General features: G+C 69.9%; 21 protein-coding genes. 10 read left to right on the top strand and 11 right to left on the bottom strand.

Features of this window, described 5'->3' with window-relative positions:
* Positions 1–29: 29 nt before the first annotated feature.
* Positions 30–1,838: an ABC transporter ATP-binding protein gene (locus tag ACIRRY_RS14895; protein WP_403972138.1), complete on the bottom strand. Its 1,809-nt coding sequence runs from the start codon at positions 1,836–1,838 to the stop codon at positions 30–32.
* 130 nt (positions 1,839–1,968) lie between these two features.
* On the opposite strand from ACIRRY_RS14895, the gene ACIRRY_RS14900 reads away from it, so the two are divergent.
* Complete coding sequence (locus ACIRRY_RS14900) at positions 1,969–2,517, top strand: MarR family winged helix-turn-helix transcriptional regulator (RefSeq protein ID WP_403972140.1); 549 nt, start codon at positions 1,969–1,971, stop codon at positions 2,515–2,517.
* A gap of 78 nt (positions 2,518–2,595) precedes the next feature.
* On the opposite strand, the gene ACIRRY_RS14905 is transcribed toward ACIRRY_RS14900, so the two are convergent.
* Complete coding sequence (locus tag ACIRRY_RS14905) at positions 2,596–3,234, bottom strand: HD domain-containing protein (protein ID WP_403972142.1); 639 nt, start codon at positions 3,232–3,234, stop codon at positions 2,596–2,598.
* A 218-nt stretch (positions 3,235–3,452) separates the two neighbouring features.
* Here ACIRRY_RS14905 and ACIRRY_RS14910 point away from each other — a divergent pair, with 218 nt between their 5' ends.
* The gene (locus ACIRRY_RS14910; protein ID WP_403972144.1) at positions 3,453–4,421 is read left to right on the top strand and encodes a GlxA family transcriptional regulator; all 969 of its coding nucleotides are present in this window, start codon (positions 3,453–3,455) and stop codon (positions 4,419–4,421) included.
* A 27-nt stretch (positions 4,422–4,448) separates the two neighbouring features.
* On the opposite strand, the gene ACIRRY_RS14915 is transcribed toward ACIRRY_RS14910, so the two are convergent.
* Positions 4,449–5,132: a TetR family transcriptional regulator gene (locus tag ACIRRY_RS14915; RefSeq protein ID WP_403972146.1), complete on the bottom strand. Its 684-nt coding sequence runs from the start codon at positions 5,130–5,132 to the stop codon at positions 4,449–4,451.
* A gap of 59 nt (positions 5,133–5,191) precedes the next feature.
* On the opposite strand from ACIRRY_RS14915, the gene ACIRRY_RS14920 reads away from it, so the two are divergent.
* Positions 5,192–6,052, top strand: a complete 861-nt coding sequence (locus ACIRRY_RS14920) for an SDR family NAD(P)-dependent oxidoreductase (RefSeq protein ID WP_403972148.1) — start codon at positions 5,192–5,194, stop codon at positions 6,050–6,052.
* 84 nt (positions 6,053–6,136) lie between these two features.
* Here the strand turns inward: ACIRRY_RS14920 and ACIRRY_RS14925 are convergent, their stop codons facing one another.
* From ACIRRY_RS14925 to ACIRRY_RS14935, 3 genes are all read right to left on the bottom strand, one after another.
* Complete coding sequence (locus ACIRRY_RS14925; RefSeq protein ID WP_403972150.1) at positions 6,137–7,525, bottom strand: cation:dicarboxylate symporter family transporter; 1,389 nt, start codon at positions 7,523–7,525, stop codon at positions 6,137–6,139.
* 172 nt (positions 7,526–7,697) lie between these two features.
* The gene (locus ACIRRY_RS14930) at positions 7,698–9,317 is read right to left on the bottom strand and encodes a peptide-N4-asparagine amidase (RefSeq protein ID WP_403972152.1); all 1,620 of its coding nucleotides are present in this window, start codon (positions 9,315–9,317) and stop codon (positions 7,698–7,700) included.
* A 10-nt stretch (positions 9,318–9,327) separates the two neighbouring features.
* Positions 9,328–10,086, bottom strand: a complete 759-nt coding sequence (locus ACIRRY_RS14935) for a L,D-transpeptidase family protein (RefSeq protein WP_403972154.1) — start codon at positions 10,084–10,086, stop codon at positions 9,328–9,330.
* Between the two features lie 209 nt (positions 10,087–10,295).
* Here ACIRRY_RS14935 and ACIRRY_RS14940 point away from each other — a divergent pair, with 209 nt between their 5' ends.
* From ACIRRY_RS14940 to ACIRRY_RS14955, 4 genes are all read left to right on the top strand, one after another.
* A complete protein-coding gene (locus tag ACIRRY_RS14940) occupies positions 10,296–12,188 on the top strand; it encodes an ABC transporter transmembrane domain-containing protein (protein ID WP_403972156.1) in 1,893 nt (630 codons plus the stop codon).
* Positions 12,185–13,966 (top strand): ABC transporter ATP-binding protein, encoded by a 1,782-nt coding sequence (locus tag ACIRRY_RS14945; RefSeq protein WP_403972158.1) that lies wholly within the window; start codon positions 12,185–12,187, stop codon positions 13,964–13,966. Before ACIRRY_RS14940 ends, ACIRRY_RS14945 begins: the two co-directional genes overlap by 4 nt.
* 462 nt (positions 13,967–14,428) lie before the next feature.
* Positions 14,429–14,905: a DUF5709 domain-containing protein gene (locus tag ACIRRY_RS14950; RefSeq protein WP_403972160.1), complete on the top strand. Its 477-nt coding sequence runs from the start codon at positions 14,429–14,431 to the stop codon at positions 14,903–14,905.
* Between the two features lie 51 nt (positions 14,906–14,956).
* Positions 14,957–15,226, top strand: a complete 270-nt coding sequence (locus ACIRRY_RS14955; protein ID WP_200682453.1) for a type B 50S ribosomal protein L31 — start codon at positions 14,957–14,959, stop codon at positions 15,224–15,226.
* Between the two features lie 38 nt (positions 15,227–15,264).
* Here the strand turns inward: ACIRRY_RS14955 and ACIRRY_RS14960 are convergent, their stop codons facing one another.
* Positions 15,265–16,056 carry a metal-dependent hydrolase gene (locus ACIRRY_RS14960; RefSeq protein WP_403972162.1) on the bottom strand — a complete coding sequence of 264 codons (792 nt, stop codon included), beginning with the start codon at positions 16,054–16,056 and terminating at the stop codon, positions 15,265–15,267.
* A gap of 145 nt (positions 16,057–16,201) precedes the next feature.
* On the opposite strand from ACIRRY_RS14960, the gene ACIRRY_RS14965 reads away from it, so the two are divergent.
* Both ACIRRY_RS14965 and ACIRRY_RS14970 read left to right on the top strand, forming a co-directional pair.
* Positions 16,202–18,715, top strand: a complete 2,514-nt coding sequence (locus ACIRRY_RS14965) for a DUF3516 domain-containing protein (protein ID WP_403972164.1) — start codon at positions 16,202–16,204, stop codon at positions 18,713–18,715.
* Between the two features lie 19 nt (positions 18,716–18,734).
* Positions 18,735–19,598: an acyl-CoA thioesterase gene (locus tag ACIRRY_RS14970; RefSeq protein WP_403972166.1), complete on the top strand. Its 864-nt coding sequence runs from the start codon at positions 18,735–18,737 to the stop codon at positions 19,596–19,598.
* A gap of 21 nt (positions 19,599–19,619) precedes the next feature.
* Here ACIRRY_RS14970 and ACIRRY_RS14975 read toward each other — a convergent pair whose 3' ends face one another.
* Entirely contained in the window at positions 19,620–20,624 is a 1,005-nt protein-coding gene (locus ACIRRY_RS14975; protein ID WP_403972168.1) for a DUF6397 family protein, read from the bottom strand.
* 126 nt (positions 20,625–20,750) lie between these two features.
* Entirely contained in the window at positions 20,751–21,164 is a 414-nt protein-coding gene (locus ACIRRY_RS14980; protein ID WP_200676984.1) for a roadblock/LC7 domain-containing protein, read from the bottom strand.
* A gap of 92 nt (positions 21,165–21,256) precedes the next feature.
* On the opposite strand from ACIRRY_RS14980, the gene ACIRRY_RS14985 reads away from it, so the two are divergent.
* Positions 21,257–21,685 carry a PPOX class F420-dependent oxidoreductase gene (locus tag ACIRRY_RS14985; RefSeq protein WP_403972170.1) on the top strand — a complete coding sequence of 143 codons (429 nt, stop codon included), beginning with the start codon at positions 21,257–21,259 and terminating at the stop codon, positions 21,683–21,685.
* Positions 21,686–21,695: 10 nt separating this feature from the next.
* Here ACIRRY_RS14985 and ACIRRY_RS14990 read toward each other — a convergent pair whose 3' ends face one another.
* Together ACIRRY_RS14990 and ACIRRY_RS14995 are read right to left on the bottom strand one after the other, a co-directional pair.
* A complete protein-coding gene (locus tag ACIRRY_RS14990; protein WP_403972172.1) occupies positions 21,696–22,319 on the bottom strand; it encodes a GTP-binding protein in 624 nt (207 codons plus the stop codon).
* A 182-nt stretch (positions 22,320–22,501) separates the two neighbouring features.
* Positions 22,502–22,915, bottom strand: a complete 414-nt coding sequence (locus ACIRRY_RS14995) for a DUF742 domain-containing protein (RefSeq protein ID WP_403972174.1) — start codon at positions 22,913–22,915, stop codon at positions 22,502–22,504.
* Positions 22,916–22,931: the final 16 nt, after the last annotated feature.

Here is a 22,931-nt window from a genome sequence, read left to right on the forward strand (position 1 = left end):
CCGCATATCGTCACAAACCCGGCATATCTTCAGCTTGTCGGTTCCAGTTGGGCATCCCGGCGTACGAGAGCCGCGTACCGCCCGTCCCGGTCGAGCAGTTCTTCGTGCGTGCCCCGCTCCGCCACGTGCCCGGAGTCGAGGACCACGATCTGGTCGGCGGCGCGGATGGTGGACAGCCGGTGGGCGATGGTGAGCGTGGTGCGGTTGGCCGACAGGGCGTCGATGGCGTCCTGGACGGCCGCTTCGGTGCGGTTGTCCAGCGCGCTGGTCGCCTCGTCCAGGATGAGGACAGGCGGGTCGCGCAGGATCGTGCGGGCGATGGCCAGGCGCTGCTTCTCGCCGCCGGAGAACCGGTGTCCGCGCTCGCCGACAACGGTGTCGTAACCGTCGGGCAGGCCCGCGATGTGTTCGTGGATCTGCGCCGCGCGCGCCGCCGCGTGCAGCTCCTCGTCGGTGGCGTCCGGCTTGGCGAAGCGGAGGTTGTCGGCGACCGAGGCGTGGAAGAGGTACGTCTCCTGGGAGACGACGCCGACGGCACGCGCGAGCGTGTCGAAGTCCAGGTCGCGGACGTCGACCCCGTCGAGGGTGACCCGGCCGCCCGTCACGTCGTAGAGCCGGGGCACGAGATAGCCGAGGGTCGACTTTCCGGCGCCGGTCGGGCCGACGATCGCGAGGCTGTTGCCCGCCGGGACGGTGATGTCGATGCCGTCGAGGATCGGACGGCGCTTGTCGTTGCTGTCGTATCGGAACTCGACGTCCTGGAAGGCGACTTCGCCCTTGATGGTGTCGAGGTGGACCGGGTTCTCGCGCTCGGTGATGTCGATCGGGAGGTCGAGGTACTCGAAGATGCGCGCGAAGAGCGCCAGCGAGGTCTGGATCTGGACGCCGGTCGACAGCAGGCTGACGGCCGGGCGGAACAGGCCCTGCTGGAGCGAGACGAAGGCGACGATGGTGCCGATCGAGGCGTCCGGGCCACCCAGGTGGAGGGTCATACCGGCGGTCCAGTAGATGACGGCGGGCATCGCGGCCATCACGATCGAGATGACGGACATGCGCCAGCGGCCGGCCATGTTCGACCGGACCTCCAGGTCGACCAGGCCCTCGGACTCCTCGGCGAAGGACCGGGTGAGCGAGTCGGAGCGGCCCATGGTGCGGCCCAGCAGGATGCCGCTGACGGACAGCGACTCGGTGACCGTGGCGGCCATCTCGGCCATCTGCCGCTGGCGCTGGGTGGCGATCTTCTTGCGTTCGTTGCCCACCCGGCGGCTGATCCACACGAACACCGGGAGCAGGAGCAGCGAGACGACGGTCAGGCGCCAGTCCAGGGCGATCATCGCGATGATCGTGGCCACCACGCTGGTGAGGTTGGACACCAGGGAGGTGGCCGTGGACGTGACGGTGGCCTGCATGCCGCCGATGTCGTTGGCTATGCGGGACTGGACCTCGCCGGTGCGGGTCCGGGTGAAGAAGGCGAGCGACATGCGCTGGAGCCGGCCGTAGACCGCTGTGCGCAGGTCGTGCATGACGCGCTGGCCGACCGTCGTGGAGATCAGGGTCTGCAGCACGCCGAAGATGCTGGTCAGGACGGCGCTCAGGATCATGCCGAGCGCGAGCAGGCTCAGCAGACCGGTGCGGCCCTGCGGGATGGCGGTGTCGAGCGTCGCCTTCAGCAGGAACGGGGTCGCCACGGTGACCAGGGACGCGGCACCGACCAGGAGGCCGACGACCGCGAGCCGGGCGCGGTAGGGCTTGAAGAGCTTGAGGATGCGGCGCACCTGCCGGGGTTGGTCGGTCGAGGTGCCGGGGGACGGTGTCCAGTTGATGTCGTCGCGGGGCATGGTCTCCTACGGATGGTGAGGCGATCAGGACTGGTCAGGCGCTCAGAGCTCGTGAAGCGATGAGACCTGATGGAGCATAGCTCATTGTTACCTATACTCACAATGTACTTGGTCCTGATATTGTTCCCGTATGACCACCCCCGATTCCGACGGCCTGCTCGCGGAGCAGTTGCTGCGGCTCACCCGCCGGGTGCACCGCATCCAGAAGCGCCATCTGGAGCAGCGCGACCTCGGTATCACCCCCGCCCAGTCCCGGCTGCTGCGCACCCTCGCGCACTTCGACTCCCCGCCGCGCATGGCCGACCTCGCCCAGCGGCTGGAGGTGGTGCCGCGTGCCGTGACGACGCTGGTCGACGGTCTGGAGGCGAGCGGCAAGGTGCGGCGGGTACCCGATCCGTCCAACCGACGGGTGATCCGGATCGAGATCACCGACGACGGCCGCAAGGCGCTGAGCGAGTTGCGCGGGGCGCGGCGGGGGGCGGCGGACGAGATTCTCGCGCCGCTCACGGATGTGGAGCGTGAGGTGTTGCGGGCGTTGCTGGACACGTTGATGGATGGGGCGCCTGGTGCGTATGAGGGCCATGGGGTGAATGAGGGTCATGGCCCGCATGAAGAGCACGGCACGCGTGAAGGGCACGACGGGCATGGCGTGCACGAGGGGCACGGGCGGGCCTGTTGACCGCCGGCAATCGCCACGGAACGCCGCTCACCGCCAACCACCGATAACCGACCCCCGCCAGCCGCCAGCCGCCCGGTGTCACTCCGGCCAGTCGGAGTCCTTGATCTTCTCGACGAAGTCGCCCCGCACGAAGCCGGGCACGAAGTGCGCCAGCACGTCCGCCTTGATGTTGCCGAAGGTGGTCTCGGGGCGGTCCTTGATGCCTTCGGTGAAGGCGGCGAGGATGCCGTTCTTGAAGTCCGGGCGGGGGTGTGCCGCCACGACCGCCGCGCGCTGCTCGTCGGAGACGGCGTCGTAGCCGTTGCCCACGACGTCCAGTGAGACGCCTCGGTTGACCAGGGCGATCTCGGCCGACATGTGCAGCGGGATCTCCTGCGTGGTGTGCAGCGCGATGCTCGCCCAGACCCTGTCGGCCGGTTCACCGGTGATGCCGTGGGCGTGCAGGAACCGGCGGGCCTCGTCGGCGCCGTCGATCTCGAAGCGCTGGTCGGTGCGGCGGAACTTCTCGGTGAGCCCGAGGTCGTGGAACATCGCGGCCACATAGAGCAGTTCGGGGTCGTAGCCGAGCCCCTGCTCCCGTCCGCGCAGGGCTCCCCACAGGAACACCCGCCGGGAGTGGTCGTACAGCAACGGCGACGCGGCCTCGCGCACCAGCTCGGTCGCCTCGCGCGCCAGCACGCTGTCCGGGATCTCCACGCCTGCGATCACTTCACTCATCGTTCTTCCCTCTCCTCGATGTGGTCGATCTCAATGTGGTCGATCTCAATGTGGCGGGCCCGATGTAGCAGGGCTCCATGTGGCCGGGCCCTATGTGGCCGGGCCCTATGTGGCCGGTCTCCATGAGGTCTGCCTCCAGGATCATCGGCGGCGTACGCTGGAGCCATGTCCTCACGGCCACGTAAACCACAGATCCAGACACGGCTCCAGATCCAGACATGACGCACCGGGTCGGATTCCTCGTCTTCGACGGCGTGACCATGCTCGATGTCAGCGGTCCCGCCGAGGTGCTGCACCAGTCGGGCCGGCTCGGTCACCCCTACGAGCTGGTGCTGGTCTCTCCCCACGGTGGCGCGGTCACCGCGGCCAACGGGCTGACGCTGAGCGGCACGGTGACCGCGGCCGACGCCGGGCCGGTCGACACGGTCGTGGTCACCGGAGGCGACCGGCTCGCCCAACAGCCCGCCGAGGAAGCCCTGTTGACCACGGCCCGCATCCTCACCGACCACTCCGCGCGGGTCACATCCGTCTGCACGGGTGCCTTCGTCCTCGCCCAACTCGGCCTGCTCGACGGTCGTTCGGCCACGACCCACTGGCGCCAGGCCGAGACACTGGCCCGCCGTTACCCCCGGGTGCGCGTCGAACCGGACGCCATCCATGTCCGCGACGGCCGCTTCGTCACCTCGGCCGGCATCAGCGCCGGGATCGACCTGGCGCTCGCCCTCGTCGAGGACGACCACGGAGCGGACGTGGCCAGGGACATCGCGCGCGAACTGGTCGTCTTCATGCAACGCCCGGGCGGGCAGTCCCAGTTCTCCACCGCCACCGCGACCCGGCCACCGCGCACCGATCCACTACGGTCCCTGATCGCGTCCGTGCTGGCCGACCCGGCCGGCGACCACAGCCTGCCCGCCATGGCCGCTACGGCTGCGGTCAGCCCCCGGCACCTGACGCGGCTCTTCCGCACCGAACTCGGCACCACACCCGCCCGCTGGGTCGAGCGGGTCCGGCTCGACCGCGCCCAGCATCTCCTCCTCGAAGGCCACAGCGTCACCTCCGCCGCGCACCACAGCGGCCTCGGCACCGACGAGACCCTGCGTCGCGCCTTCGCCCGGCACTTGGACACGACACCGACGCACTATCGCAGCCGGTTCGCCAGTACGCGCCGCCCGTCACCGACGCCGTGAGCCGTGGCCGACCGGCCTCGGTTCAGATCACGCCTTTGCGGAAGGGTGCGTTGGCGTCGTAGTGGCGCCCAGGCCTGTCAGCAACGCGGCCAGGATGCGCGTCAGTTGGGGTTCGACGTCGACCAGCGCGTGCGCCAACTCGGGGCGGGTTTCGTAGAGCGTACGGAGGCGGGTACCGGGGGCGGCCATCTGGAGCAGCGCCCCGGCCATGCTCGTCGCCGTGGCGATCACATCGATGGCCGAGCGCTCGGTGATGGCGAGCATCCGGCACAACTCGGTTGCCACGGCGGCGACTTCGCCGAGCGCGACCGTCTTGAACTCGTACACCGACTCGAGTGAGACATTGCGCTCCAGGTTCAACGGCGCCTGGGCGAGCAGGTCGCAGAAGAACGGCCGCTCGACCAGCGACCGCGCGATGACGGCGGCGACCGCGTCGGAGTCCCCGTCGGCGAGTTCCCCCAACCGCGCGCGGAGCACCGCCGACCAGTCCTCCCAGCCCTCGGCGGTCAGCGCCAGGAAGATCTGCTCCCGGGTCTCGAAGTACCGCAGCATGGCGGACTTGTGCATGCCCACGGCGGCGGCGATGTCCGTGAGTGTGACCTCACGCACGCTGCGTTCGGCACCGAGGGACCGTGCGGCGTCGAGGATCGCTCGCTCTCGCTGCTGCTTGGCCGCCGCACTGCGGGCGCGTTGGGGACCGGGCGTGCTCATGACGCAGAGCATAGCGCAACCCGGTTGCACCAATAACGAAACAGTGTTTTGCTAGAGCCATGACTCAGACATGGTTCATCACCGGTTCGTCCCGCGGCTTCGGCCGCAACCTCACCGTCGCGGCCCTGGAGGCCGGCGACCGGGTCGTCGCCACGGCACGCAAGCCGGAGCAGTTGGACGACCTCGTGGAGGAGTACGGCGACCGCGTCCTGCCGGTCGCACTCGACGTCACCGACCGGACAGCGGCAACGGCGGCTCTACAGGCGGGAGTCGACCGCTTCGGCGGGATCGACGTGGTCGTGAACAACGCCGGATACGCCAACCTCTCCCCCGTCGAGACGACCCCCGAGGACGACTTCCGCCGACAGTTCGACACGAACTTCTGGGGGGTCTACAACGTCTCGATCGCGGCGCTCCCGTTCCTCAAGGCGCAGGGCGCGGGCACGGTCGTACAGTTCTCGTCCGTCGGTGGCCGGGTCGGCGGGAACCCCGGGCTCGGTTCGTACCAGGCGGCGAAGTTCGCGGTCGACGGCTTCACGCGGGTGCTCGCGGCCGAGACCGCGCCGTTCGGCATCAGGTACCTCGTCGTGGAACCGAGCGGGTTCGCGACCGACTGGGCCGGTTCGTCGATGCAGATCCCGGAGGTGCCGTCGGAGTACGACGAGACCGTCGGCGCGCTGATCCGCCTCTTCGACGGTCGCGTGACCGCCGCGGGTGACCCGAAGCGCGCCGGGGAGATCCTGGTCCGGATCGTCAAGCAGCCGAACCTCCCCTCCCACCTCCTCCTGGGAGCCGTTGCCGTCGAGATGGCGCAGAGCTACTCACGCGACCAGATCGCCCAGGCGGCGGCGTGGGCACAGGTGAGCCAGTCGGCCGACTTCGACCAGCCCTACCCGGCCGACCTCGTCGACCACGCATAGGAGAACGGGCCGCGACTCCCCACCGATCCGCTGGATTCCCATGGATTCCGATGGACCAGGAGCCGCGACCCGTCACGACAGCTCTCAACTGGCCTCGGCGGCCGGTTCCTTGACGAGCCGCGCGGGGACCTCCGGATCCGCCTCCACCACATCGTTCTCGACACCATCGTTCTCTACGGCCGTGATCTCGCCGTCGAGGACCTTCTTCGCCCGATCGATGTCGAGTGCGCCCTCCCAGCGGGAGACCGCGAAGACGGCGACGCAGTTGCCGAGGAGGTTGGTGACGACGCGCATCGAGTCCATGATGCGGTCCACGCCGAGGAGCAGGGCAACCGCGCCGGCCGGGATCGCGCCCAGCGAGGACGCGGTCGCGGACAGGGCGAGGAAGGCCGAGCCAGGGATGCCGGCCATGCCCTTGCTGGTGAGCATGAGCACCAGGACGACGGTGATCTGCTCACCGAGGCTGAGGTCGACGCCGACGGCCTGGGCGATGAACAGTGTGCCGATGGAGAGGTAGAGCGAGGCGCCGTCGAGGTTGAAGGAGTAGCCGGTGGGCAGCACCAGGCCCACCGCGTCGTCCCGGGCGCCGGCCTTGCGCAGCTTCTGCATCACGCGCGGCATGACGGACTCGGTGGAGGCGGTGCCGAGCGCGAGGAGCATCTCCTCGCGGATGTAGCGGAGGAACTTCCAGAGGCTGAGCCCGGTGACCAGCCGTAGCGCGACGGCGAGCAGCGTGAGGAAGAGCGCGGCGGCGACGTAACAGAGGATGATCAACTTGGCGTAGGTCTTCATCACGCCGAGCCCGTACTGGCCGACGAGGACGGCCATCGCGCCGAACACGGCGAGCGGGGCGAGTCGCATCACGAAGCCGACGATCGCGAAGATGATCTCCTGCGCCTGCTCGATCGCGGGCAGGACCTGCGGCACCTTGGTGTGGCCGAGGTGGAGCAGTGCGGCGCCCACCAGGCAGGCCAGGATGAGGACTTGGAGCAGGGAGTTCTCGGCGAAGGCGCCGATGAAGCTGGTCGGGAGCGCGTTGACGATGAACTCGGTCGTCGAGGGCAGCGAGCCGCCGCCCGTCTTCGCGTCCACCGCCGAGGTGTTGAGGGTGGCCGGGTCGACATGCATCCCGGAGCCGGGCTGGACAACGTTGGCGAGGACGAGACCGATGATCAGCGCGGCGGTGCTCGCGACCTCGAACCAGATCAGCGCCTTGAGGCCGATCCGGCCGAAGGCCTTGAGGTCACCGGCCTTGGCGATGCCGACGACGACCACGCAGAACACGAGCGGCGAGATGATCGTCTTGATGAGCCGGGTGAATCCGTCGCCGAGGGGCTGAAGGTCGGTGGCCACGTCCGGCCACAGCTTTCCGACGAGGATTCCGAGGACGAGCGCGCAGGCGACCTGCGCGAAGAGAGAGGTACGCAATATGCGTGCGACGCGTCGCGGCAGAGGCGGGACGGACGGCGGCACGGGCACTCCTTGAGGGGGACGGTCGTTCACGGAAGTCGAGTGGGGTGACTTCTGCGATACGGAAAGCGGCTTCCAAGTGGATACCTTGGAGCCGTTGTTGATCCCCCGGAAAACCTCCGTGTGACAGCCGTGTAAAACACGCGCCCGAGTGACGCGTCGCACGCAGAACACCTCAGCAGCCGTTTCGGTCCTCGGTGAGCACCCCCTGCGCGGTCCTCAACGAACGGTCGTAGCAACCCTTCGAGCCGTACAGCCGGTAGCGCTCACTCGACGTCCCGACCGCGTGCCGCTGGTCGCGCGGCACATTCAGCGTGTACGTCGCGTCCCCGCTGTAGGTGTCGTCGAGCCGCGACCACCCGGTCCGCCGCCCGTCCCGCGTGTCGACGACCGCCGCCCGGTCGCCCAGCGTGAGAACGGTACGCAGCCGGTCGTCCGTCCCGATCGTCGTCGCACCGTTCATCGTGTACGTCCGGTGCGTGGCCGTCGTCCGGGCCGGTCCACGCCCGTCTACGGTCACGGACTCGTCGTCCGTCCAGGTCGCGTCGAGCCCGTCCGTGTTCTCGCCGTCGGTCCAACGGTGGACGGAGGTGTTCGCGAGCGTCCGGTCGACAGTGGTCCGCACCCGGCCGTGCGAGGTGTCGACGTACCCGGCGACGGTCAGCCGATGGCCCGCGTCGGTGTCCACGCGTTCCTCCGAACCGGGCGTGTACGTCGAGGAGTTGGCGAGCTCGCCCGCCCGGTCGAGGATGAGCTTCCCGGTGACCTGGGCGCGCTGCGCGTCCTGCCAGACGAGCACGTTCACCGGCGCGCTCCAGCCGCTCTGCCCCTCGGGCACGCCCACGACAGAGACGTCGACATGGTGCGGGCGACCGTCGTTGAGCAGCCCGGCGAAGGGGGTGAGGTCGTATTCGATCGGCTTCACGTCGAAGGCGCGGGGGCCCGGAATGACGTACCAGAGAAAGGGGTCGGACCAGCCGCCGGTCCACACGTTCGGGAACGGGGCGGCGATTCCCGCGAGTTGGCCGTCGACCTTGATCTGCACCTCGCGGTAGGGGCCCTTGTCGGCCTGGCAGGAGTACGGCGCCGAGTCGGGCACCGCGAGGTACCAGAACTCCTCGCAGCCGCCGCCGGATCCGGTGGCGTACACCTCGGCGACGATGCGTTCGCTGTTGCGCGGGGTGGTGAGGGTGGAGTCGGCGGCGAGGGTGAGGACGCGGTCGGGGGTCTGCGCCGTCGCGGGTCTGCCCTCGTAGAACGTCAGCGTGGCCTTGACGCCGATGACACCGGTGTACGTGTCGTCGACGACGTTGCCGATGAGCATCTCGACGTCCTGCGTGCCGCGGAAGGTGGGGCTGTAGCGCGTGACGTCCTTCTCGACGGACCAGGCGATGCCGTCGGGCGAGGGCTCCGGCGTCGAGGTACGGAGGATCTCGACGCCGCCGACGTGCAGATAGCCGAGCCGGTCGTACTGACGTCCCTTGACCGTGCCGTCGAGGCGCAGGACGACCTTGCTCCAGTGGTCGCCGCAGGCCGTGGGTGGTGTGTAGGTGCCCCGGTACGGGGTGAAGTCGCGGAACTCGGTGTCGGCGAGGGTGACTTGGCAGGACTTCGTCCTGGGCTTGGCGATGGGCGGGGCGGCGGTGAGGGGGTCGTGCCAGTCGGTGCCGAACTCGGCGGGGACGTCGGCGACTTGGGCCTTCGTGTCGATCGCTTGGGCGGGGCCTGCCCCCAGGAGGGTGCTCGCCAGGAGGGCTGCTCCGGCGAGCATGGACATGACTATCCGGCTTCTCATGGGCGGTGTCCTACCCCTTGAGGTGCGCCCTGTCCCCCATCAGCACGACGGGATGCCGGTCCGGGTCGAGCGTGCGCAGCAGATGTTCCATCGCCTCTTTGGACAGGCTGACGCACGCCGACGTACCGCTGCCGTGGTCCAGGTGCAGCCAGATCCCGCCACCCTTGTCCTCGCCCTCGGGCTGCTCCCCGTCGTCGGGCGGGGTGCCCGGGACGCGGTTGTAGTCGATGGCGATGACGTAGTCGAAGTCGTGCCAGTGCGACTCGTCCCAGTCGCGGGGCGCCTCGTACGACTCGTCCTGGGAGTAAGGGAGTTCGGTGCCGGGGTCGTCGAGGACACCGCCCGCGGCGGTCAGCGTGAACACGCCGACGGGGCTGCGCTTGTCGTCGAGGTGGTGGCCGGTGGTCCAGCCCCGTTTGCCGTTGTGGGCGGGCCAACTGGCGTCCCGGTGCCAGGTGGAACCGTGCTTGGTGAACAGCACGGCGGTGGAGTTCGGGGAGTCCTCGCCGTCGCCGTAGACCGCGAGAACCTGGCCCGTGTCGGCGGGGAGGGCGCGCTGGAGCCGGTCGCCGACGTCCGGGATGCGGGTCGGGTCCGGGACGGTGGTGGTGGCCGGTCTCGGGTGGGACGCCGGTGCGCCGGGTCCTCCCTCCCGGCCGCCGGGGTGTCCGGTGTGCGCGCTTCCGCACGCGGACAGGGTCGTCATCGTCAGAAGGGAACCGAGAGCCGCCATCGCGACCGTCGCACGTCGTGTGCCGCCACTCTGCATTCGGCCATGGTCACATCGCATTCAGCGGCATTGTGTGAGGTCACGGACATCTCGCCCCTGATGGGTGAACGCCGGTTCTGACCCCCGGCCGGTAAAACCCCTTGCTTCCGACCACGCTGCGACGCGAACCTTTCACGGTTTGTTGCCGCGTTCCGCGGTTCCCTCCTTCCCCCGCCCCCTTCCCGCCTGACAAGAGCCACTGGGACGTCATGCAGATTCAAGACCTTCCGTATCCCGACCCGGGTGTGCCGGACGCGCGCTCGGGGCCTCGATTCCTGTGGTGGCTCGGCCGGAATCAGCTCGGTGGACAGTTCAAGTCCCTGGCCTGGGGGCTGCTGCACTTCGTGTCCGTCTCCGCGCTGCCGTTCTGTGTGGGGTTCGCCGTGCAGGCCGTGGTCGACCGCTCCGGGAGCCGGCTGGCCCTGACCGGCGGGCTGATGCTGGTGTGCGGGGCGGGCATCGCCGTGGGCGACACCTTCCTGCACCGGACCGCCGTCACCAACTGGATCACGGCCGCCGCCCGCGTCCAGCAACTGCTGGCCCGCCAGGCGTCCCACCTCGGCTCGGCGCTGACCCGGCGGGTCGCCGCCGGTGAGGTCGTGGCCGTGTCCACGGGGGACGTCGAGAAGATCGGCTGGTTCGTGGAGGCGCTGTCGCGCTTCCTGGCCGCCGCGCTGACGATCGTCATCGTGTGCGTCGGCCTGTTCGTGTACCAGCCCGCGCTCGGTGTCGTCGTCGCCGTGGGTGTGCCCGTGCTAGCGATCTCCGTGCTGCCGCTGCTGCCCCGCGCCACCCGGCGCGCCGACGTGCAGCGCGAGAAGGCGGGCCGCGCCACCGAGCTCGCCTCCGACACCGTCGCCGGACTGCGGGTGCTGCGCGGCATCGGCGGCGAGGAACTGTTCCTCGACCGCTACCGCCGGGCCTCGCAGGAGGTCCGTCACGCCGCCGTGCGCAGTGCCCGGATGTGGGCGGTCATCTCCGCGATCCAGGTGCTGATGCCGGGTCTGCTGCCGATCGTGATCGTCTGGCACGGTGTGCAACTCGCCCGCCAGGGCCGGGTCACGGTCGGCGAACTGGTCACCGTCTACAGCGCGGTGATGATCATGTCCTACCCGCTGCGGCACTTCGAGGAGATCGCCATGGCGTACTCCTTCTCCCGGCCCTCGGCCAAGCGCGCCGCGCACGTGCTGTCCCTGGAGCGGGTCACCGACACCGGGGGAACGCGGGCGGCCGAGGTTCCCGCCGGAGATCTGTACGACCCGGACACCGGTCTGCTGGCTCCCTCCGGCCGGCTCACCGCCGTGGTCTGCGGGGACCCGGACGCGGCCGGACGGCTGGCGGAACGCCTCGGCGGACATCCCGCCGAGGCCGGCACCTCCGTGCTCCTGGACGGCGTACCGCTCGACGAACTGCCCCTCGACTCGGCGCGCACCGCCGTCCTCGTCCAGGACAAGGACCCGGTGCTGCTGTCCGGTTCGCTGCGCGAGCTGCTCGACGTGCCCGCCTCGGGTGCGGTCGGCGCGGCGGAGGCCCTGGCCGCCGCGCAGTGCGGGGACGTGCTGCTGGCGCTCACCCAGGGTTCGCTCGACACCGAGGACCCGATGGACGCCCGCATCACCGAACGCGGACGCTCCCTCTCCGGCGGCCAGCGCCAACGGCTCGCCCTGGCGCGGTCGTTGATCACAGACCCGGAGGTCCTGGTCCTGGACGAGCCGACCTCCGCCGTCGACTCCCACACCGAGGCCCGGATCGCCGACGGCGTACGGGAGTTGAGGGCGGGCCGGACCACGGTGGTGTTCACCTCCTCGCCGCTGCTCCTGGACCACGCGGACCGGGTCGTGCTGGTGGACGAGGGTGCGGTGGTGGCGGTCGGCGTCCACCGCGACCTGCTTCGGAGCGAGCCCCGGTACCGGGCCGTGGTGACGCGCGAGACCGAGGAGGAGTCCGCGTCGCGGGGCGGCCCGCCGACGGACGACGAGGCCTCCCTGCGGGGTGCCTCGGACGACGAAGCCTCCTTGCGGGATGCCTTGTCCGGCGACGATGCCCTGGACGACGAAGCCGCGCTGCGGAGCGCACTGGAAGAAATCGAGGAGAGCGCATGATCGGCGTGGCGCCCCCGGCCTACGACCCGGCGGCCCCGACCACGGCGAACACGCTGCCGGTCGGCGCCCCCGCGACCGTACGGGCCTACGTGTCCGAACTGTTCCACCGGCATCGCCGTGCCTTCCTCCTTCTCGTCGGCGTGAACACGGTCGCCGTGGTCGCCTCGATGGTGGGCCCCTATCTGCTCGGTGATCTCGTCGAGCGGGTGTCGGACGGAGCGCGGGAACTTCATCTGGGCCTGACCATCGGGGTGTTCACGGTCGCGCTCGTCGTCCAGGCCGTGTTCATCCATCAGGTGCGGTTGCGCGGCGCGATGCTCGGCGAGCGGATGCTGGCCGACCTGCGCGAGGACTTCCTCGTCCGGTCGGTCGGGCTGCCCCCGGGCGTCCTGGAACGGGCGGGCACCGGCGACCTCCTGTCCCGCATCACCACCGACATCGACCGGCTGGCCAACGCGATGCGGGAAGCCGTGCCGCAACTGGCGATCGGTGTGGTGTGGGCGCTGTTGCTGCTCGGCGGTCTGGTCGTCACCGTGCCGTCGCTGGCGCCCGCCGTGCTGATCGCGGTGCCGGTGCTGGTGATCGGCTGCCGCTGGTACTTCAAGCGCGCACCGGCCGGCTACCGCTCCGAGGCCGCCGGGTACGCCGCCGTGGCCGCGGCCCTCGCAGAGACCGTGGACGCCGGCCGCACCGTCGAGGCACACCGCCTCGGCGACCGGCGGATCGCCCTCTCGGAGCGCCGCGTCAAGGAGTGGACCGCCTGGGAGAACTACACGCTCTGGCTGCGGTCGGTGCTCTTCCCGGTCATCAACGTCACTCATGTCACGGTGCTCTGTTCGGTCCTGATGCTCGGCGGGGTGTTCGTCCTGAACGGCTGGATCGGGGTGGGCGAGCTGACGACGGGCGCCCTGCTCGCGCAGATGCTCGTCGACCCGGTGAACCTGATCCTGCGGTGGTACGACGAGCTCCAGGTCGCCCAGGTCTCGCTGGCCCGGCTGGTCGGCGTCCGGGACATCGAGCCCGACGCCGGCGACGCCGGACTGTCCCCCGAGGGCCGGGACGTGCACGCGGACCGGGTGCACTTCGGCTACCGCGAGGGCGTCGACGTGCTCCGCAAGGTGTCCCTGGAGGTCGCGCCCGGCACCCGGCTGGCCCTGGTCGGCCCGTCGGGCGCGGGCAAGTCCACCCTGGGCAGGCTCCTCGCCGGGATCTACGCACCCCGGGACGGCCGGATCACCCTCGGCGGCGCCGAACTCTCCCGGATGACCGCGGAACACGTCCGCTCCCACGTGGCCCTCGTCAACCAGGAGCACCACGTCTTCGTGGGCTCCCTGCGCGACAACCTCCTGCTCGCCCGGACCGACGCGGCGGACGCCGAGCTGTGGGCGGCGCTGGGCGCGGTCGACGCGGACGCGTGGGCGCGGGCCCTCGACGACGGCCTGGACACCGAGGTCGGCTCGGGCGGGCTGGCGCTCACCCCGGCCCAGGCCCAGCAGATCGCGCTGGCCCGGCTGGTGCTGGCCGACCCGCACACGCTGGTCCTGGACGAGGCGACCTCGCTGCTCGACCCGCGCGCGGCCCGTCATCTGGAACGCTCCCTGGCCCGTGTCCTCGACGGCCGCACGGTCGTCGCGATCGCCCACCGCCTGCACACCGCCCACGACGCGGACGTCATCGCCGTCGTCGAGAACGGCCGCATCAGCGAACTGGGCAGCCATGACGAGTTGGTGGCGGCGGAGGGGGCGTACGCGGCGCTTTGGCGGTCCTGGCACGGGTAGCTCCGCTGGTGGAGCGGTGGCTGATCTGCGGGCGGGTTGAGTGGGCTGGGCGGGGTGGGGTGATTGGTCCGCGGGTCGGTGGGGGGTACTGGTCGGGGAAGGACGTGGCCTGCCTGCGGGGCGGTGGGGGCTGGGCGGAGAGGGACGTCGCTGGGCGGGGAGGGACGTGACTTGGCTGCGGGCCGGTGGGGGCTGGGCGGGGAGGGTCGTCGCTTGGCTGCGGGTCGGTGGGGGCTGGGCGCGCCGTTCCCCGCGCCCCTTTTGGGGCGCTTGACTGTGCCGGAACCGGACGTGTGCCGTTGCGCGCGGGGGAAAAGGGGTGGAAGGCTGGGGAGTGGCACCGGTTCGGGAAGTGCCCGGGGACCATGTGGTCCGTGCCGGGCGTCGCCTGTGCCCCGCACAGCGGCGACCCGCCGCCGAGCGCGGTGAGAACGGGCCGGTCCCCACCACCTGGAGGTAGCCGTGAACAGCGTCGACGGATGGGGAGACGACGTCTACCAGCCCGACGGATCCGAGGTGCAGGACGACGCGGGTCTGCTCGACGCGGAGGACACCCTGGTGGCCGACGGCGTCGAGGACCCCCTCGACCGCGGCTGGTCCCCGCCGGACCGCCCCTGGGCGGTGGAACGCGACGACGTGACGGCCGCGGAGCGTCAGCACGGAGAGACGCTCGACCAGCGCCTCGCCGAGGAGATCCCGGACCTCGCGGTGCCCGACGGAGACGGCCTCGGCGACTCCGAGGACACCGACGGCGAACTCCTGGACATCGAGGTCGGCGACACCCGCTCGGGCCGGCTCGTGGCACCCGACGAGGGGGCGCACGAGGACGAGGAGAGCGCCCTGATCGCCACGGACGTGGGCATCGACGGCGCCGCCGCCTCCGCCGAGGAGGCCGCGATGCACATCGTCGACGAGGACGAGGACTCCCTCTACGGCTGATCTCGCCGGCCCGCCGCCGTCAACCGCACCAGCGCCGCAGGAGGAGCAGCCATGCAGCAGGACAAGCAGCCCGACTACCACCCCGTGGTCTTCCGGGACCGCGCCGCCGGATTCGCCTTCCTGACCCGGTCCACCGCGACCAGCGACCGGACCATCGAGTGGGACGACGGCGAGACCTACCCGGTCGTGGACGTGGAGATCTCCTCGGAGAGCCATCCCTTCTACACCGGCAAGGCCCGGACGGTGGACTCGGAGGGCCGCATCGCTCAGTTCGAGCGGCGCTACGGCGGCGGGGCGGGCGAGGGTTCCGGCGGGGCGTGAGCCACTGACCGCGCCGACGCCGGAACCGGTGCCGGGCCTCAGATCACGTTGAGCGCCGCCGCGCAGCCCACTCCCCCGAGCAGTATGAACACCGGCATCAGCACCTTGAGCTCGATCCAGCTGCCCGCGCGGAACCGCATCACCTTCGGCGGCCCGATCGGGTACCAGCGCCTGCGGCCCAAGGGGATCGGCCACAGGATCGGGCAGCCGGAGACGGTCAGCGCGTCCCCGATGTCGTGCACCAGCGCGCCCAGCACGACCGGCAGGCCCAGCCACAGGTACTGGTGCTGGTCCGTGAACAGCCAGTCCGAACCGTTGCCCGGCTTGTCCAGCACTCCGGCGAGGATCCACGCGCTGGTCGCCGCCAGCAGCCACACCAGGATGTCGCTGCTGGAGCCGCGGGCCGCCCGCCACAGCAGTCCCTCGATGGCCAGCACCATGTGCACGAAGAGGATCGCCAGCACTCCCCAGCGACCGCCCAGGATCGCCACGCCCGCACTTCCCGCGCCGATCAGGACCGCCCACAGCCAGGTGTGGGTGAGGGTGCGGTGCCCGCCGTTGCGGCGCGGGTCGCCCTGCTTCCTGGTCCCCTTGTAGACGGCGTACGACAGCTTGTCGACGACCTCGCACACGGTCCGGGAGACGGGGCCGAAGGCCCGGGAGATGGTGGCCGCCTTGTGGTCGAGGTCCGGGGCGAGCGCCGCGCCGGCGCAGATCAGTGCGCCGACCAGGATCACCGGCCAGGGCATCGGATGCCCGGCCGCGGCGGTCGCCGCTCCGACGCCGAGCCATGCCGCCGCTCCCGACAGTGAGTGTGCTGGTCCCATCATGGCCGTTCCCCGCCCCATTCCTCTTACGCCGCCGGTCAGTTGCTCGGGCGCCCTGACACTGTGTCGGCGACACAGCGTAGCGGCAGCGATCTTCGTCCCCGCAGCCGATTCCCCCATCGGCCACGGCGCCAGGCAAGATGGGGTCGTGACCCTCATCGACCAGTTGCCGCCGACCGCAGATCCCGACGCCCTCTACGAAGCCTTCGAGTCGTGGGCCCGGGAGCGCGGTCTCACGCTCTACCCCCATCAGGAGGAGGCGCTGATCGAGGTGGTCTCCGGTGCGAACGTGATCGTGTCGACGCCCACCGGCTCCGGCAAGAGCATGATCGCCGCCGGTGCGCACTTCGCCGCGCTGGCCCGGGACGAGGTCACCTTCTACACCGCCCCGATCAAGGCGCTGGTCTCGGAGAAGTTCTTCGAGCTGTGCAAGATGTTCGGCACCGAGAACGTCGGCATGCTGACCGGAGACGCGTCCGTCAACTCGGACGCGCCCATCATCTGCTGCACCGCGGAGGTCCTCGCGTCGATCGCGCTGCGCGACGGCAAGCACGCGGACGTCGGCCAGGTCGTCATGGACGAGTTCCACTTCTACGCGGAGGCGGACCGCGGCTGGGCCTGGCAGATCCCGATCCTGGAGCTGCCGCAGGCGCAGTTCATCCTGATGTCGGCCACGCTCGGCGACGTCGCGATGTTCGAGACGGACCTCACCCGCCGCACCGGGCGCCCCACTTCGGTGGTCCGCTCGGCGATCCGACCGGTGCCGCTGTCCTACGAGTACAAACTGACTCCGCTCACCGAGACGCTGACCGAGCTGCTGGAGACCAGGCAGGCGCCGGTCTACATCGTGCACTTCACCCAGGCCCAGGCGGTGGAGCGGGCGCAGGCGCTGATGAGCATCAACATGTCCTCGCGCGAGGAGAAGGACCAGATCGCCGAGCTGATCGGCAACTTCCGCTTCACCACCAAGTTCGGCCGCAATCTCTCCCGTTACGTACGGCACGGCATCGGTGTGCACCACGCCGGCATGCTGCCCAAGTACCGGCGTCTGGTGGAGAAGCTCGCGCAGGCGGGCCTGTTGAAGGTCATCTGCGGTACGGACACGTTGGGGGTGGGCGTCAACGTGCCCATCCGCACAGTGCTGTTCACGGCCCTGGCCAAGTACGACGGCATTCGGGTGCGTACGTTGCGCGCCCGTGAGTTCCACCAGATCGCGGGCCGCGCCGGACGTGCGGGGTTCGACACGGCGGGTCTGGTGGTCGCCCAGGCTCCCGAGCACGTCGTCGAGAACGAGAAGGCGCTCGCCAAGGCGGGCGACGACCCGAAGAAGCGCCGGAAAGTCGTCCGCAAGAAGGCTCCCGAGGGCTTCGTCGGGTGGTCGGAAGGCACCTTCGAGAAACTCATCACCTCCGACCCGGAGCCGCTGACGTCCCGCTTCCGCGTCACGCACACGATGCTGCTGTCGGTGATCGCCCGGCCCGGCAACGCCTTCGACGCGATGCGGCATCTCCTTGAGGACAACCACGAGCCGCGCAAGCAGCAGTTGCGGCACATCCGGCGTGCGATCGCCATCTACCGCTCGCTCCTGGACGGCGGCATCGTCGAGAAGCTCGACACCCCGGACGCCGAGGGCCGCATCGTGCGCCTCACGGTCGACCTGCAGCAGGACTTCGCCCTCAACCAGCCGCTGTCGACCTTCGCGCTCGCCGCGTTCGAGTTGCTGGACCCCGAATCGCCGTCCTACGCGCTGGACATGGTGTCCGTCGTCGAGTCCACGCTGGACGACCCGCGGCAGATCCTGGCCGCCCAGCAGAACAAGGCGCGTGGCGAGGCCGTGGCCGCGATGAAGGCGGACGGCGTCGAGTACGAGGACCGCATGGAGCGCCTCCAGGACGTCAGCTACCCCAAGCCGATGGAGGAGTTGCTCTTCCACGCGTACAACACGTACCGCAAGAGCCACCCGTGGGTCGGCGATCACCCGCTGTCCCCGAAGTCCGTGATCCGGGACATGTACGAACGGGCCATGTCCTTCACGGAGTTGACCTCGTACTACGAGCTGGCCCGCACCGAGGGCATCGTGCTGCGCTACCTCGCCGGTGCCTTCAAGGCCCTCGACCACACCGTTCCGGACGACCTCAAGTCCGAGGACCTGGAGGATCTGATCGCCTGGCTCGGCGAGATGGTGCGCCAGGTCGACTCCAGCCTGCTCGACGAGTGGGAGCAACTGGCCAACCCGGCGGAGATGACCGCCGAGGAGGCCCAGGAGAAGGCCGACCAGGTCAAGCCGGTCACAGCGAACGCCCGCGCCTTCCGGGTCCTGGTGCGCAACGCGATGTTCCGCCGCGTGGAGCTCGCCGCCCTCGACCATGTCGGGGAGTTGGGCGAGATGGACGCCGAGGCCGGCTGGGACGCGGATGCCTGGGGCGAGGCGATGGACAAGTACTGGGACGAGTACGAGGACCTCGGCACCGGCCCCGACGCCCGCGGGCCCAAGCTCCTGCTCATCGAGGAGGAGCCGCAGCACGGCCTGTGGCGCGTTCGACAGATTTTCGCCGACCCGAACGGCGATCATGACTGGGGCATCAGCGCGGAGATCGATCTCGCGGCCTCCGACACGGAGGGCCGTGCGGTCGTCCGTGTCACCGACGTCGGACAGCTGTGAGCACAGGAGAATCCCACCCATGACCAACCCGGCAGAGCGGCTCGTCGACCTGCTCGACCTGGAGCAGATCGAGGTCAACATCTTCCGTGGCCGCAGCCCGCACGAGTCCCTGCAGCGGGTCTTCGGCGGCCAGGTCGCGGGCCAGGCGCTGGTCGCCGCGGGGCGCACCACGGAGGGCGACCGGCCCGTGCACTCGTTGCACGCGTACTTCCTGCGCCCGGGCCGGCCGGGCGTGCCGATCGTGTACCAGGTCGAGCGGGTACGGGACGGGCGGTCGTTCACCACCCGTCGGGTCACCGCCGTGCAGCAGGGCCGCACGATCTTCAATCTCACCGCCTCCTTCCACAAGCCTGAGCAAGGTCCTTTCGAGCACCAACTGCCGGCCCGCGAGGTCCCGGACCCGGAGTCCCTGCCGACGGTGTCGGAGGAGGTCCGGGCCCATCTGGGCGTGCTGCCCGAGCAGTTGGAGCGGATGGCACGCCGTCAGCCCTTCGACATCCGGTACGCGGACGGGCTGCGCTGGAGCGCCGAGGAGATCAAGGACGCCGAGCCGCGCAGCGCCGTGTGGATGCGCGCGGTCGGGCCGCTCGGCGACGATCCGCTGGTGCACACCTGCGCGCTGACGTACGCCAGCGACATGACGCTCCTTGACGCCGTCCGTATCCCCGTCGAACCGCTGTGGGGACCACGGAGCTTCGACATGGCGTCCCTGGACCACGCCATGTGGTTCCACCGGCCGTTCCGCGCGGACGAGTGGTTCCTGTACGACCAGGAGTCCCCGATCGCGACGGGCGGCCTCGGCCTGGCCCGCGGGCGCATCTACGACAGGGAGGGACGCCTAATCGTCTCGGTCGTCCAGGAAGGGCTTTTCAGGGCCCTGTAGCCGGTCGATGCGCGCTGCGGTTCACACCTTTCTGCGACGCAGCCAGCCCAACATGCCGCGTGATCGCTCGGGCTCCGGAGCCGGCTCGGGCGGGTGCCCGCCCGGGGACGGCAGTGGTCCGGCCGATTCGGCGGACGGGAGCGGTCCTGCCTGTTCGGCGGAGGAGGATGGTCCGGCCGTTTCGACGGACGAGGGCGGTCCGGCCGTCTCGACGGTCAGCCATGGTGCGGCCGCCTCGACCGTCTGCCGTGGTGCGGGGCGGTGGCTGCGCGCCTCGTCCAGCACCTGGGTCAGATCCGCCCGCAACCAGCTGATCTCGTCCGGGTCCTCCGCCGTCATGATCCGCTCCGCGAGGTGGGCGGCGGGTGAGCCGGGAGCCCCGTGGGCGGGCGGGTCGGGCCGGAACCGGTTCAAGTGGGCGCGCTCGTAAGGGTCCTGGACGACTTCCGCGACCTGGACGAAGTCGAGCAGCGCGGCCAGGGCGCCTGCGCGCTCCCACGGGTCGTCGGCCTGGCGGAGCAGGAATCCCAGATGCCGTCCGCGCCAGTTGCGGGGCCGTAGATCCAGGCCGGCCCGCAGTTGGTCCCTCAGCCGCTCGGGCGTGCGGCCGTTGAGCAGCGCGGTGTGGTTCTTGTCGGCCGCGAACTGCCGTAGTTCTTCGGCGAGATAGAGCCAGACCACGGCCCGATAGCGGTTCAGATAGAACTTCACCGGTACCACCAGTCCCAGCCGGGCGAGGCGGGTGAACCTGGCGGCGGTGACCTCCATGAGGGCCGCGCCGTCCGTGGTGCCCACGGTCCTGACGCTTTCCAGAAGTGTTTCGGGGAACCCGTCCACCGCGCGCAGCCGGTCGATCTCGGCGCGAGCGACGCGTCGGCCGCCACCTCCTCCTTCGTCGGGCACGGTGCGGATGCGCCCGAGATGTACGGCGAGGTCGAACTCGCCTCGCTTGAGGCCGAGTTCTCGTGCCGCGCGACTGGGCGCGCACGAGAGGTCCGACGGTTTGGTGATGGTGTTTCCTGCCATGGTCGATCTCCCCCGCGGAGTCCATTGCTCACGCTGTGTGCGCTCGCGATGAACAAACCGTAACCGGTTCGGCAGATCTCGTGCCAGGCCTGTGGATAACTCGGCGGAAGTCGACGAACGCGCAGGTCAGAGGTCTGTTACGGGGGTTCGTTCGGGCTGTCGGGCGTCCACGCCGAGATGCTCGCCGACGCGGTTGACGAGGAGTGTCATCTCGTAGGCGATCTGGCCGATGTCCGCGTCCGCGCCGCTGAGGACGCACAGACAACTGCCGCTGCCCGCCGCGGTGACGAACAGGACGGCGTCGTCGAACTCGATCATCGTCTGGCGCACCCCGCCCGCGCCGAAGTGGCGTCCCGAGCCCTTGGCCAGGCTGTGCAGTCCGGACGACACGGCGGCGAGGTGTTCGGCGTCCTCACGACGCAGTCCGGTGCTCGCACCCGTCACCAGTCCGTCGTTGGACAGGACCAGCGCGTGGCGTACGTGCTCGACACGCTCGGTCAGATCGTCCAGCAGCCAGCCCAGTCCCTGGTTCTGCGCCATGTTCCGGCCTCCCCGTGTCGCCTCTCCCCCTGGCCGGAGGATCTCCCGTCAGCCTTCCCCACCGCCGACGCCCCAGCAAGGAGGATGGGGGCATGGCACAGAAGATGACCGACGAGGAATGGCGGGCGTTCGTCTCGCACGGCACGCGCACCGGGAAGCTGTCGACCGTCCGCGCCGATGGGAGCCCCCATGTCGCTCCGATCTGGTTCCTGCTGGACGGAGACGATGTGGTGTTCAACACCGCGAAGGAAACGGTAAAAGGGCGCAATCTGGCCCGTGATGGGAGAGTCGCCCTCTGCGTGGACGACGATCGACCGCCGTTCGACTTCGTGGTGCTGCAAGGGCGCGCCGAGTTGTCGGAGGAACCGGGCGAACTCCGGTACTGGGCCACCCGGATCGCGGCCCGGTACATGGGCGAGGAGCGCGCCGAGGAGTTCGGCGCCCGCAACGGGGTTCCGGGTGAACTCCTTGTCCGCGTCACGGTCGGGAAGGTCCTGGCCCAGAAGGGCATTTCGGAGTGAGAGCTCCGGGTCAGCCCACCGAGTCGAGCATCCGGGCGGTGTGCATCCGCCCGGCGTACTCGACGAGCCGGATCAGCACCTCCTTCCCCGAGTCGCGGTCACGGGCGTCGCAGAGGACCACGGGCGTTCCCTGATCGAGGTCCAGCGCGCGGGAGACGTCACGGGCGCCGTAACTGCGGGCGCCCGTGAAGCAGTTGACGGCCACGACGAACGGGATGTGCCGGTGCTCGAAGTAGTCGACGGCCGGGAAACAGTCCTCGAGCCGCCGGGTGTCCGCGAGAACGACGGCCCCCAGGGCACCCTGTGACAGTTCGTCCCACAGGAACCAGAAACGGTCCTGGCCCGGGGTGCCGAACAGATAGAGGGAGAGGCCGGACCTGATGGTGATGCGGCCGAAGTCCATGGCGACGGTCGTCGTGACCTTCTGGTCCACGCCGTCGGTGTCGTCCACCAACTGGCCGGCCTCGCTGAGCAGTTCCTCGGTGCGCAGCGGCCTGATCTCGCTGACCGCGCCCACCATGGTGGTCTTGCCCACGCCGAACCCGCCGGCGACCAGGATCTTCAACGCCAGGGCGGTCGTCTCGCCGTCCTCGGCGTCGGAGTGCTCGGAGTGCTCGGAGTGCTCGGAGACCATCGATCACTTCTCTCGGGAGTGCCGGCAACGCTCGACGTCCGTAGGTGTGCATCGTGGCAAGTGCGGGCTCCTCCTGGGCGATTGGACCGCTATTTGACCGATGCGACCGTCTTGTGTCCGTTCGGCGAGCGAAAGGGTGCACAAGTAGGCGTCGTACGCGTTCGAGTGGTTCTGAAGTTTCGTCACAGTGCCCGTAGTCCTTCGATCACCTCGCGCAGGATCCGTTCGTCGGGCAGCTGAGCGGGTGGCACCGGGCGGCTGACGGTGACGCAGCCGAGTTCCAGCAGGTCGCCCAGGAGCACCCGGACCACTCCCAGAGGGAGGTCCGCTCCGGCGGCGAGTTCGGCGACGGACTGCGTCTCCGTGCGGCACAGGTCGACGAGTGCCCGGTGTTCCGGTCCGAGCCCGGTGTCGTCGTCGAAGTCGGGCGCACCCGTGTCCAGCGTGACGAGCGCGATCAGGTCGAAACGCACTCCCGTAGGGCCGGGTTTGGTACGTCCGCCCGTCATCGCGTAGGGGCGGACGAGAGGCCCGGCTTCCTGGTCGTACCACTGGCTGCCCGGTTCGTGCTGGGCGCCGATCATGTCCTCGGTCATCGGAGCGGACCGCCCT

It is taken from the genome of Streptomyces sp. NPDC101776 (assembly GCF_044766845.1).
Lineage (GTDB): Bacteria > Actinomycetota > Actinomycetes > Streptomycetales > Streptomycetaceae > Streptomyces.

Excerpts from the sequence above, each read along its gene's own strand:
- ACIRRY_RS14920 (WP_403972148.1), top strand. The coding sequence starts at position 5,192 with ATGACTCAGACATGGTTCATCACCGGTTCGTCCCGCGGCTTCGGCCGC.
- ACIRRY_RS14945 (WP_403972158.1), top strand. The coding sequence starts at position 12,185 with ATGATCGGCGTGGCGCCCCCGGCCTACGACCCGGCGGCCCCGACCACG.
- ACIRRY_RS14970 (WP_403972166.1), top strand. The coding sequence starts at position 18,735 with ATGACCAACCCGGCAGAGCGGCTCGTCGACCTGCTCGACCTGGAGCAG.
- ACIRRY_RS14985 (WP_403972170.1), top strand. The coding sequence starts at position 21,257 with ATGGCACAGAAGATGACCGACGAGGAATGGCGGGCGTTCGTCTCGCAC.
- ACIRRY_RS14915 (WP_403972146.1), bottom strand. The coding sequence starts at position 5,132 with ATGAGCACGCCCGGTCCCCAACGCGCCCGCAGTGCGGCGGCCAAGCAG.
- ACIRRY_RS14960 (WP_403972162.1), bottom strand. The coding sequence starts at position 16,056 with ATGATGGGACCAGCACACTCACTGTCGGGAGCGGCGGCATGGCTCGGC.
- ACIRRY_RS14935 (WP_403972154.1), bottom strand. The coding sequence starts at position 10,086 with ATGCAGAGTGGCGGCACACGACGTGCGACGGTCGCGATGGCGGCTCTC.
- ACIRRY_RS14955 (WP_200682453.1), top strand. The coding sequence starts at position 14,957 with ATGCAGCAGGACAAGCAGCCCGACTACCACCCCGTGGTCTTCCGGGAC.
- ACIRRY_RS14905 (WP_403972142.1), bottom strand. The coding sequence starts at position 3,234 with ATGAGTGAAGTGATCGCAGGCGTGGAGATCCCGGACAGCGTGCTGGCG.
- ACIRRY_RS14980 (WP_200676984.1), bottom strand. The coding sequence starts at position 21,164 with ATGGCGCAGAACCAGGGACTGGGCTGGCTGCTGGACGATCTGACCGAG.
- ACIRRY_RS14990 (WP_403972172.1), bottom strand. The coding sequence starts at position 22,319 with ATGGTCTCCGAGCACTCCGAGCACTCCGAGCACTCCGACGCCGAGGAC.
- ACIRRY_RS14895 (WP_403972138.1), bottom strand. The coding sequence starts at position 1,838 with ATGCCCCGCGACGACATCAACTGGACACCGTCCCCCGGCACCTCGACC.
- ACIRRY_RS14975 (WP_403972168.1), bottom strand. The coding sequence starts at position 20,624 with ATGGCAGGAAACACCATCACCAAACCGTCGGACCTCTCGTGCGCGCCC.
- ACIRRY_RS14900 (WP_403972140.1), top strand. The coding sequence starts at position 1,969 with ATGACCACCCCCGATTCCGACGGCCTGCTCGCGGAGCAGTTGCTGCGG.
- ACIRRY_RS14995 (WP_403972174.1), bottom strand. The coding sequence starts at position 22,915 with ATGACCGAGGACATGATCGGCGCCCAGCACGAACCGGGCAGCCAGTGG.
- ACIRRY_RS14930 (WP_403972152.1), bottom strand. The coding sequence starts at position 9,317 with ATGAGAAGCCGGATAGTCATGTCCATGCTCGCCGGAGCAGCCCTCCTG.
- ACIRRY_RS14910 (WP_403972144.1), top strand. The coding sequence starts at position 3,453 with ATGACGCACCGGGTCGGATTCCTCGTCTTCGACGGCGTGACCATGCTC.
- ACIRRY_RS14940 (WP_403972156.1), top strand. The coding sequence starts at position 10,296 with ATGCAGATTCAAGACCTTCCGTATCCCGACCCGGGTGTGCCGGACGCG.